An 8,962-nucleotide genomic window follows, 5' to 3' on the forward strand; every position below is an offset into this window, starting at 1 on the left:
TGTCGTATTAAGATGATATCATACAGAAACAGTAAAGTTGAAAGGAGAAAAGGGAATGAAGAAAAAAATCGTCGTATATATTGCGGCAAGCTTAGACGGGTATATTGCAAGAGAAAACGGAGAGATTGACTGGCTGGAAAGCGTACAAGGAGAGGGAGACAACGGCTACGAAGCGTTTTATCAAACGTGTGATGCGGTCGTTATGGGAAAGGCTACGTACGACCACGTGCTAAAGCTAATATCAGATTTTCCTTATCACGATAAAAAGTGCTACGTGTTTAGCCGCTCATCTCAAGGAAAAGATCAGTATGTAGAGTTTGTAAACGAAAGCGTGGCGTCATTTCTCAACAACCTCAATCAAGATACGAAAAAAATATGGCTAGTGGGAGGTGCTGATATTCTGGCTGATTTCTTAAAAGCAGAGAGGGTAGATGAATTTATCATATCAGTCATTCCCGTTTTGCTCGGGGGTGGTATTCCGCTGTTTAAACGAGGAATTCCCGAAATAAACTTGAAGCTAACTCATATGAAGCAGTACGGGCAAATTGCTCAGCTTTATTACGAAAAAGAATAAGCTTTTCGTAATAAAAACTCTTTCTGTAGTGTCAGTGTGCTCATCGTGTATTTAACATACAGCTATTGTTATTTTAGGGACAGTGACATTAAGACTGGCTTTTTTTCATAGTATATTTTTGGGGTGAGAAAATGCCAAGAGTAAATTATCGAGATTCAGACGTTGCTTTAATGGCAAGAATGATGAGAGCAGAAGCTGAAGGCGAAGGAAAACAAGGAATGCTGTATGTTGGAAATGTCATTGTCAATCGCCTGAAAGCAAACTGTTTAGATTTCAAGAATTTAAGATCCGTTCCGCAAGTTATTTATCAGGTGCAGGGTGGCAACTATTCGTTTGAAGCTGTTCAAAAAGGAAATGTATTTTATCAAAGAGCAAGAGGTGTTGAAAAAAGATTAGCCAAAAAGAATTTGGATTATTGGAGAGAACATCCGGGGAAATATGCCCTGTGGTACTTTAACCCATCCGCTCCATGCCCTCCAACCTGGTACGATCAACCTGCTTCTGGTCAATACAAAAATCATTGTTACTATGAGCCAAAACCCGGAACATGCGCTAGCGTTTATAACGGGTAGATAGCCTGGGAAATATGCTGCATTCTGAAGGTTGGGCCTCACATCCGAATCTTTAGCTGCAGGAGACAAGGTAGTCGTTCTTCATATAATAAGAGAAAGCCCTCTTTTAATAAAGGGGGCTTTTGGTAATTGGTGCATTCATCATTTTGCTTCAAATTTTATGTTTTTACCAGCAGCAAATTCCTCTTGATTCTTCGTTTTTGTATCCTTCAATACCCAAGACGTCTTGATCTTACCTGTTGCTAAAATATCTTTGATTTGTTGAGCGTTTAAGTCTTTTGTATAAAGGACAAATTCCCTTGTATAGATGTTTTTATTTTCTTGCTCTTCATCTGCACCGCTGCCAAACCAATATCTTATTTGCTGATCGTCTTTCATGTTATTAAAAGCTTGTTTATAATTAGGCAGCTTAACTTGAATATTCGACAGGTAATCCGTACCGCGTAATGTAAGAACCACATGCACTTTGCGAAAATCTTGTTTAGAGGGGCTTGTTAATTCGGATATTTCAACTTCACTAAATTCTTTTTTCGTCAGCGGTTTAACTGTAGTAGAAACAGAAACTTGCGGGTCTGAGTGATTTGTCGTAACTTCTTCGGTACTGCAGGCGCTTAAAATGATCACCGTTAAAAGAGCATAAACGAACCCCACTGCTTTTTTATTCATGCACGTTCTCCTTTGTCATTAATAGATAATGGTACTCATTCGTCGTATTCATTGTATTTACCTCTATTTGTTCCAATGTCCTAATCAACGAAGAAAATCGTAAAAGTATAAAAAAAGAAATGCCGAGGCATTTCTTTTTTCGTTCTATGAGTCTGGATTAAGCGAAGTATGCGTATACTCCGGCATACGCTCTTCTTTTTCCGTTAGCTGAGTATCGGGGCTTTGCTGCTCTTGTGAAATAGGAGACAGCGTAGATTTTTGTTCATGATTCATGTTTGTTATTCCTCCTTATATAAAGTGAGCTGTTAATCAAGCGAAAGCAAATCATCTTGAATTCGCTGCGTTAAAGATGCCACTTGCTGCGTTAAACTGTCATTTTCCGCCTGGAGTTTTTGATAAGACTGATTTGCTTTTGAACATAGGTAAGGGTCTGTTTCCCACCAGTCCATGCCAATTTCTCTTGCTTTATCAATAGAAGCGACAAGCAGCCGGATTTTTATTGTTAAGAGTTCAACATCAGCAATTTGCACTTTAATATCTCCAGCAATGACAAGACCTTTATCTAATACTTTTTCCAATACTTCCACAATGGTGCCCAGCTGCCCGTTATGTTCCGCCGCCATTTTTTCACTCCTTGTTATAACACTTTTCCTAGGGGACCTAGATCAATATTTAAATCTTCATTTGTAAAGTTAAATACTGATTTTAGCTCCTCCATTTTGTTCTCTAACTTCATCAACGCCACGCCCAGGTCTTCGATTTGAGCGTCCGTCAGGTTTCCGCTGTCGACTCGGCGAATCGCATGTTTTTCAATGAGCTGCCGCAGTAATTCAATGACGGTTAAAACAAGCTGCGCTAGGCCTTGTTCAGCATTTTCCGCACTCAGCTCAATGCGACCGTTTCGTTTGAGGTTATTTTCCATTTCGCAACGCCTCCGTTTCCTGTTCAAGCTGCTGAGAAGAAATGATTTGACGATCATGAGAGCCTATCAGCGTTTCTACAGAAGAAATCAATACCCGCAAATCAAGATAGACTAAATCAATTCCGGCAATTGAAATCAATAAATCACCTTTAATGGCAATTCCTTTATCGAGGATCACATCTAATATATCAATGAGGGCGATGTCTTTTTGCTCGAGCGTTTGTTTTCGCAGCGATGTCATCCCGCATCTTTCTCCGAGCGCAGAGTGTCGATATGATAAGCAGGCCATGGTCCCGTTACTTCAATGTTCAGTCCCATTTTATTGTAAAACGTTTGCTTGTCGCTAATGGCTTTTAGAAACGATTCCACATTGTTCTTTGAAAGAAGGTAGATGCTGTTCCAGCACATGCTGTAGCTCTCGCCGGTTATTTTTTGACTCCAGTTATTTTTGATTTTATGATAAGCGGCGTAAGGACTTATCTCACTGTGCAAGTGATCACAAAGCGAAAGCTGTTCTTTTTCTGTTTCTTCTTCAATCAGCCTTTCTATCTTTTTACGTTCGAAAAACTGCCTGCCCGGAGGCAACGTAGTTATTTCTTCTTTTTTCTCTTGGATAGTTTCATTATGGGTTAGCAGATAGTTCTTTAAAGAATTCGTATGGGCATACACTTTTATATTCCATTCTTCAGATCTTTTTAAAAGCTGAAGAGAAGAGAGGGTTTTTTCTTTGTTATTGACAATACTTTCTCGACAGCTTTCCTTGCTTTTGTAGACCGTACAAAATTTCATGGGAAGAAGCGTGTAGTGACTTTGTAAGAAAAGAAGAGTCTCATGGTGATGCATGGCTTTGTCCTGCAGCCATTTCATATCGTGCTCGATCTTTTCTTTCAGCATTTCTTCCGAATACTCATCGCTTGGCAAGTCGCATACAAATGCGGTAATGTCATCAAAGTAAAGAGCATAGATAGGGTTGTTCTGATCCATGCCTTCAAGTGAAGGAAAGGGCATTTCCTTAGCTTCTTCGGTTGGAACTAGACCATATAAATAAATGAGCTTTTCCATCTTTTAACCTCACTTTTGTTTCTTCGTCATTGATTCCCATCTTTTTAATTCATATTCTTTTGCTGCTTCATACCTCAGCAGCAGTTCTTTTTCTTTTTCCATATATGCATCTTCTGGTATTTCTCCAAGCTCATACATCATTTGAAGATGAACGATTTTTTGCTGAATAAAAGAGACATCATACAGTTCTTTATCCGCTTCTTCCTTGATTTTCTGTCCGACTTTTACAATGAGCGTAACTGGAGACAGCAGCAGTTTATGAATCATACATTCTCTTCTACTTTTAGTTGAATATTAATAAAGTTATAAGCAGCCCACGGTCCGGAATATTTAAAATCGGCTTTGTGCTTCCATTTTTCATACAGGTCATTTACACGTTCATCAAACGCTGCTTCTTTTTCTCGGTCAATTAAAAAAGAAGCGTTCAAAAGCATCGTTTCGACAATAGGAGGGTTGAGTCTCGACGCTTCAGCTATCGGTTCTAAATGTTGATACAGCTCTTTTTTACAGTCGTGCTGAAGCTTTAAAAAGAATTTCTGAGCTGTTTCTCCGTGCGCAATTTGTTTATAAAAATCAGCACTGGCAGAACGCGGGTTTCGTACTTGCTGCAAAGAAGAATCTTGATTCACTTTTTGTTTCAGCCAGTCCGGTTTCCCAATTACTTTTAGTCCGACTTCTATTTTTCCTTTTAACTGTGGGAAAAGGGAGGCGAACTGTGGATATAAGTTTTCTAACAGCATTTCAACATCTTGTTGACTATGAAACACGTTGCCAAAGCTGATTGGAATAACCGAATCATGCTCATTCATTACTTTGGAAATCACCTGCTGGTGCGCTGTGACGTTCTCTTTTGTAGGATGATAAATTTTAAGAGGAAAGGCAGCAGCCACTATAGCTGCATCTCGGTAATGAATGGTAAAAGTAGCTCTTTCCTGATGATCAATCGTGACGCTGCCAAACGTATGCGCCTCGGTGGCGGGAATACTGCAAAAAATATAAATGCCCGTTTCTTCACTCATCGATTTCTGTTTCATTCCTTTCCATTAAAATAATCAGCTTACTTCTCTGCTGGAGAGCTTCGATAGCGCAGGCTGGTGCGTGAAAAAGACGTAATGTTATGCTGCTTATTGACCAGCACTTCATAGATACCAAGCAGTTCATCTTTTGCATAGCGCCTCATATACTCCTGTTCTTCAAATGCTTCAAGTGTTATTTTCCATCCTCCATTTTGAATCGATTCATACGAAATAATTCGGTGAGGAGGAGCAACGTGTTCTTTAAAAAAATCAGTCACGGATTCCATGATTTCGGCTACTTTCACTTCTCAAATCCACCTTTATGAGTTTATAAATCTAAATCTTGTAAAAGGTTTAGCTGGTCAAGTTTTTTTCCGCCGTTATTCGAAGAAAGAAAATCTTCTCTTTCATTATGAAGCAGCCGAACTGCCTCAGCATACCTCAGCCATGTGTCCACACTGGCAATAACGATTCGAGCTTCGATGGTAATTAATTCAATACCAATAACGGAAATACGAGCGAATACGTCAATTACGACGCCTTTATCTAAGATGCGGTCAACTACTTCAGCTAGACTAGAACAATCGTTTGATTTGTTAATCGTCATGATGAAATTCCTCTCATGTTGCATAGTAAAATATATACGTTTGCTAATCTTGCTATTAATGTGCGTGATATTGTTAAAAATATACAAATAAAACGCGCATAAATTAAAAAATAGTATAAAATACCATGATTATTTTTGTTTAGATACGGGTAGAGTTAAGTACATTACTTTTATCCATTGATGAATGAAAACACATACATAAAACACAAAAGGAGTGGAGAAAGATGAGAAAAGAAGAGCAGCCGGTATTATCTGATTTTATTGAAAAGGACCAATTTGAGTTAAATTCATATTTAACTTCTTTATTTGAAACGACAAGTGAAAAGGAAGAAAAAAACGGTTGATAAGCTGAGAGTGTATAGGGCTACTTTCCATGCGGAAAGTAGTTTTTTCATTTGTGAACTTGATATACTGATTGGATAAAGAGGTGAGAAAGGTGAACGAAAGAGACGTGGTTTCGAGAAGTATTTTAACAAAAGCGACGGGCTTTTTGGCATCTGGTTATACTCATAGTTTAAATCCGTATGCCGGATGTGCATTTTCCTGCAAATTTTGCTACGTGCGAGAACTGCCAATTCAGCGTTTTAAAGAGATGGAGTGGGGGACATGGCTAGAGCTTAAAGTCAACGCAGCTGAAGTCTATCAAAAAGAAATACAAAAACTGCGAAAAAAAGAGCAGCCGGTGCGCATCTTTATGTCTTCAGCGACAGATCCCTATCAGCCTGCTGAGCGTAAAGCAGGCATCACACGTGCCCTTTTAGAAACGATGATCAATCATCCGCCTGATTTTTTATTGATTCAAACAAGGTCGCCCCTTGTGACGAGGGATATTGATTTGCTTTTACAGCTTCAAAAAGTATGTGATCTTCGCGTATCGATGACTGTTGAAACGGACCGAGAAGATGTAAAACAAATTTTTTCTCCTTATGCTCCGGGGATGAAACTTCGTATGAACGCGTTAAAAAAAGTAAAAGAAAGCGGAATTTCAACGCAAGTAACCATTGCTCCAATGTTTCCTTTTACGCCTGAATTTCCTAAAAAAATAGAAGGAATGATGGACCGAATTTGCATTGATACCTTGTACTTAGGAGACGGTTCCTTAGGTAAAACGTCTAAAAGGCTAGGGATGCCTGAATTATTTGAGAAGTACGGTTTCCTAGACTGGTATGACAAAGACATTCATATCAAAGCCATTCGTTATTTTGAAAAATTTTATCCTTCTTCAATGATTTATCTTTCTCAAGAGGGATTTGCCCCATAAAAAAAGAAGGGCTAGAAGAACCCTTCTTTTTTTTTATATTAGTTTTTATACGTATCAAACATGTTCGTATCGTCAGGTACGTTTTCTAAATAGCTGATTTTCCCGTTTTCATCTAGCTTAGCAATATCTTTTCCCGTTTGAGTAAAGACGCTGCCAGATGCACGTTTACCGCATACTGCCCAGGGCGTTTCAAACTTATCTGTACCTTCAACTGCTTTCCAGCCTTCGAACATATGCTTAATATCAGCATTTTCTTTAAACACCATTTTCACAAACAGCTTCCAGTTTTCAATGCCTTGCTTTTCGTGGCCGTTTAAGACAAATACGATATCTTCTGAAAAAAGCCCCACTAATTCTTCAAATGCTTGTTCGCTTGTACGTGATTGATCGAATAAATCAAAATATCTATTTAAGTTTTCCATGATGATCTCCTTTGGGTGCTACAGCACCATTTTTTCTTCTACTGTTGCTTTTAGCATGTCCAGGTTTTCTTTTGGACATTTTTTGTGAATTTCATTTGTGAGCGTAGCAATGGTTTGCCGTTTTAAGATAGACTGCCACGAAGATTCGGCTTCTTCCATTAAATCGGATAATAAGCAAATATCTTTGTCTTTTAAGTTAAGCATATCGTGAAAAATACCGCTTGATGAGTAAAGAGACTGCTTACCTTCAATGGCTACGTATACGTCATAAATACGAATTTCTTCCGGCGTTTTCTTTAAGCGAAATCCACCTTTGCTACCAGGAACGGAAGCAAGTAAATCAGCGCTAACCAGCTTGCGAAGAAGCTTTTGAAAATACGTAGGCGAACCACCAAGCTGAGTGCTGATGACATCTCCTGGCAACACAGCTTTTTCAGGTAAAAACGTAAGCAGCAAAATGGCATACACCGATTGCTCAACGCCTGTTTTCATGTGCAAAGACATCATCTCCTGCTATATGTGTACAACGTGGATAATAATTATCCAAGTTGTACGCATCATAACGCTTATGAATCAAAAAGTAAAGCATTTACTTAATATGCACGCGATATTCGTGTATACTGTGAAAGAATCAGCAACAAAATACGGAGATGAGAGAATGACAACTATTGCAGATATCGCTCGGCTTGCAGGAGTAGCAAAAAGCACTGTATCCCGCTACCTTAACGGAGGGTCTGTGAGCGATGCGACGAAACGAAAAATCGAAGAGATTATTAAAGAAACAAACTATAGCCCAAATGCGTTTGCTCAAAGCTTAAAAGCGAAAAAAACAAATATCATTGGCGTAATTGTTCCGCGCATGGGTTCTTTTGCGACCTCCCGCACATTAGATGGTATTGACCAAGAACTTAGAGACCACCACTATCAAATGATTATTTCCAATTCTAATCAAGATTTAGAAAGAGAAGTCGAAAATATCTATACGCTGGCTAAGCAGAAGGTAGCAGGTATTATTCTTCTTGCCGTTCAAATCACAAAAGCTCATTTGGAAGCGTTCCGCACAATTTCAATTCCCGTTTTGCTAATTGGACAGCAGCATGAAGAAGTCCACAGTTTAATTCACCAAGACTACGAGGCTGCATGCGACATTGGAAGGTACATAGGAGAAAAAGGGCATAAAAAAATCGCTTTTTTAGGCGTAACCGAAAAAGACATAGCTGTAGGTGTAAAGCGAAAAGAAGGCGTAAAGCAAGGTCTTAAAGACAGAGATTGCGAGATCCGCTGTTATCAAACAAGCTTTAACATGAGCGATGCAATCGGGGCCGCTACGGCTGTGATGAAAGAATTTAATCCGTCCATTATTGTATGTGCGACCGATAACATTGCGCTTGGTACGTTAAAGGCAGCTTATTTAAACGGACTGCGCGTTCCTGAAGATGTATCCATTACCGGCTTTGGAGGCTATGAAATTACAGGTGTGATTCATCCCAGCTTAACAACCGTAAAATATTACTATAAAGAAGCGGGACAAATGGGGGCACAGCGAATCATTAAGCTAGTTAACGGAGAAGAAGTCGAAAAGCTTACGCTTTCGAACTATGAATTAATTCAAAGAGAGAGCGTTGATAATCGTTTTACATAAAAAACGATTGACAGAATGTAGGAGATGCTATAGTATAAGTGGTGTAAATACAAACAAATAATTGAACGTATCTCCTAAAGGGGAGTAGCTTTAACAGCAAAGTCGTCATTACAGAGATTATCTCTCGGCTTTGTTGGCGACATTATGTTGTTAGCAAGACCTTTACCGCTTATTTGGTAAGGGTCTTTTTTGTATTCAATTATAAAAAGGGAGGAAAA

General features: G+C 39.0%; 16 protein-coding genes. 4 read left to right on the plus strand and 12 right to left on the minus strand.

All coding sequences use genetic code 11. The features are described from left to right. Positions 1-55 precede the first annotated feature (55 nt). Complete coding sequence (locus LAV82_RS13630) at positions 56-574, plus strand: dihydrofolate reductase family protein (protein WP_499716270.1); 519 nt, start codon at positions 56-58, stop codon at positions 572-574. A 131-nt stretch (positions 575-705) separates the two neighbouring features. Further along, positions 706-1,146: a cell wall hydrolase gene (locus LAV82_RS13635; protein ID WP_116514158.1), complete on the plus strand. Its 441-nt coding sequence runs from the start codon at positions 706-708 to the stop codon at positions 1,144-1,146. A gap of 141 nt (positions 1,147-1,287) precedes the next feature. Here LAV82_RS13635 and LAV82_RS13640 read toward each other — a convergent pair whose 3' ends face one another. The 10 genes from LAV82_RS13640 to gvpA form a co-directional block, all read right to left on the minus strand. Continuing rightward, complete coding sequence (locus LAV82_RS13640) at positions 1,288-1,812, minus strand: hypothetical protein (RefSeq protein ID WP_499716271.1); 525 nt, start codon at positions 1,810-1,812, stop codon at positions 1,288-1,290. A 144-nt stretch (positions 1,813-1,956) separates the two neighbouring features. Continuing rightward, complete coding sequence (locus tag LAV82_RS13645) at positions 1,957-2,085, minus strand: hypothetical protein (RefSeq protein WP_013057929.1); 129 nt, start codon at positions 2,083-2,085, stop codon at positions 1,957-1,959. Between the two features lie 32 nt (positions 2,086-2,117). Beyond that, positions 2,118-2,435: a gas vesicle protein gene (locus LAV82_RS13650; RefSeq protein WP_013057928.1), complete on the minus strand. Its 318-nt coding sequence runs from the start codon at positions 2,433-2,435 to the stop codon at positions 2,118-2,120. A gap of 14 nt (positions 2,436-2,449) precedes the next feature. Further along, positions 2,450-2,734: a gas vesicle protein K gene (locus LAV82_RS13655; RefSeq protein ID WP_013057927.1), complete on the minus strand. Its 285-nt coding sequence runs from the start codon at positions 2,732-2,734 to the stop codon at positions 2,450-2,452. Continuing rightward, a complete protein-coding gene (locus LAV82_RS13660; protein WP_013057926.1) occupies positions 2,724-2,975 on the minus strand; it encodes a gas vesicle protein in 252 nt (83 codons plus the stop codon). The genes LAV82_RS13655 and LAV82_RS13660 overlap by 11 nt, the downstream gene beginning before the upstream one ends. Then, complete coding sequence (locus tag LAV82_RS13665; RefSeq protein ID WP_029322887.1) at positions 2,972-3,796, minus strand: GvpL/GvpF family gas vesicle protein; 825 nt, start codon at positions 3,794-3,796, stop codon at positions 2,972-2,974. The genes LAV82_RS13660 and LAV82_RS13665 overlap by 4 nt, the downstream gene beginning before the upstream one ends. Positions 3,797-3,805: 9 nt before the next feature. Then, positions 3,806-4,063, minus strand: a complete 258-nt coding sequence (locus LAV82_RS13670; protein ID WP_014459264.1) for a gas vesicle protein GvpG — start codon at positions 4,061-4,063, stop codon at positions 3,806-3,808. Continuing rightward, positions 4,060-4,830 carry a GvpL/GvpF family gas vesicle protein gene (locus LAV82_RS13675; RefSeq protein WP_013057923.1) on the minus strand — a complete coding sequence of 257 codons (771 nt, stop codon included), beginning with the start codon at positions 4,828-4,830 and terminating at the stop codon, positions 4,060-4,062. Before LAV82_RS13675 ends, LAV82_RS13670 begins: the two co-directional genes overlap by 4 nt. 23 nt (positions 4,831-4,853) lie before the next feature. Next, positions 4,854-5,117, minus strand: coding sequence for a gas vesicle protein GvpO (locus tag LAV82_RS13680; RefSeq protein WP_013057922.1), 264 nt, complete (start codon positions 5,115-5,117; stop codon positions 4,854-4,856). A gap of 23 nt (positions 5,118-5,140) precedes the next feature. After that, on the minus strand, positions 5,141-5,419 hold the full coding sequence (gene gvpA / locus LAV82_RS13685; protein ID WP_499716272.1) for a gas vesicle structural protein GvpA: 279 nt from the start codon (positions 5,417-5,419) through the stop codon (positions 5,141-5,143). Between the two features lie 436 nt (positions 5,420-5,855). On the opposite strand from gvpA, the gene LAV82_RS13690 reads away from it, so the two are divergent. After that, positions 5,856-6,680: an SPL family radical SAM protein gene (locus LAV82_RS13690; RefSeq protein WP_499716273.1), complete on the plus strand. Its 825-nt coding sequence runs from the start codon at positions 5,856-5,858 to the stop codon at positions 6,678-6,680. A 38-nt stretch (positions 6,681-6,718) separates the two neighbouring features. Here LAV82_RS13690 and LAV82_RS13695 read toward each other — a convergent pair whose 3' ends face one another. Beyond that, positions 6,719-7,102, minus strand: a complete 384-nt coding sequence (locus tag LAV82_RS13695) for a nuclear transport factor 2 family protein (RefSeq protein WP_013057918.1) — start codon at positions 7,100-7,102, stop codon at positions 6,719-6,721. 18 nt (positions 7,103-7,120) lie between these two features. Then, positions 7,121-7,600, minus strand: coding sequence for an RrF2 family transcriptional regulator (locus LAV82_RS13700; RefSeq protein ID WP_013057917.1), 480 nt, complete (start codon positions 7,598-7,600; stop codon positions 7,121-7,123). A gap of 160 nt (positions 7,601-7,760) precedes the next feature. On the opposite strand from LAV82_RS13700, the gene LAV82_RS13705 reads away from it, so the two are divergent. After that, positions 7,761-8,744 (plus strand): LacI family DNA-binding transcriptional regulator, encoded by a 984-nt coding sequence (locus tag LAV82_RS13705; RefSeq protein WP_499716274.1) that lies wholly within the window; start codon positions 7,761-7,763, stop codon positions 8,742-8,744. The last annotated feature ends 218 nt before the right edge of the window (positions 8,745-8,962 follow it).

The organism is Bacillus sp. ILBB4 (assembly GCF_035064545.1).
GTDB lineage: Bacteria > Bacillota > Bacilli > Bacillales > Bacillaceae_H > Priestia.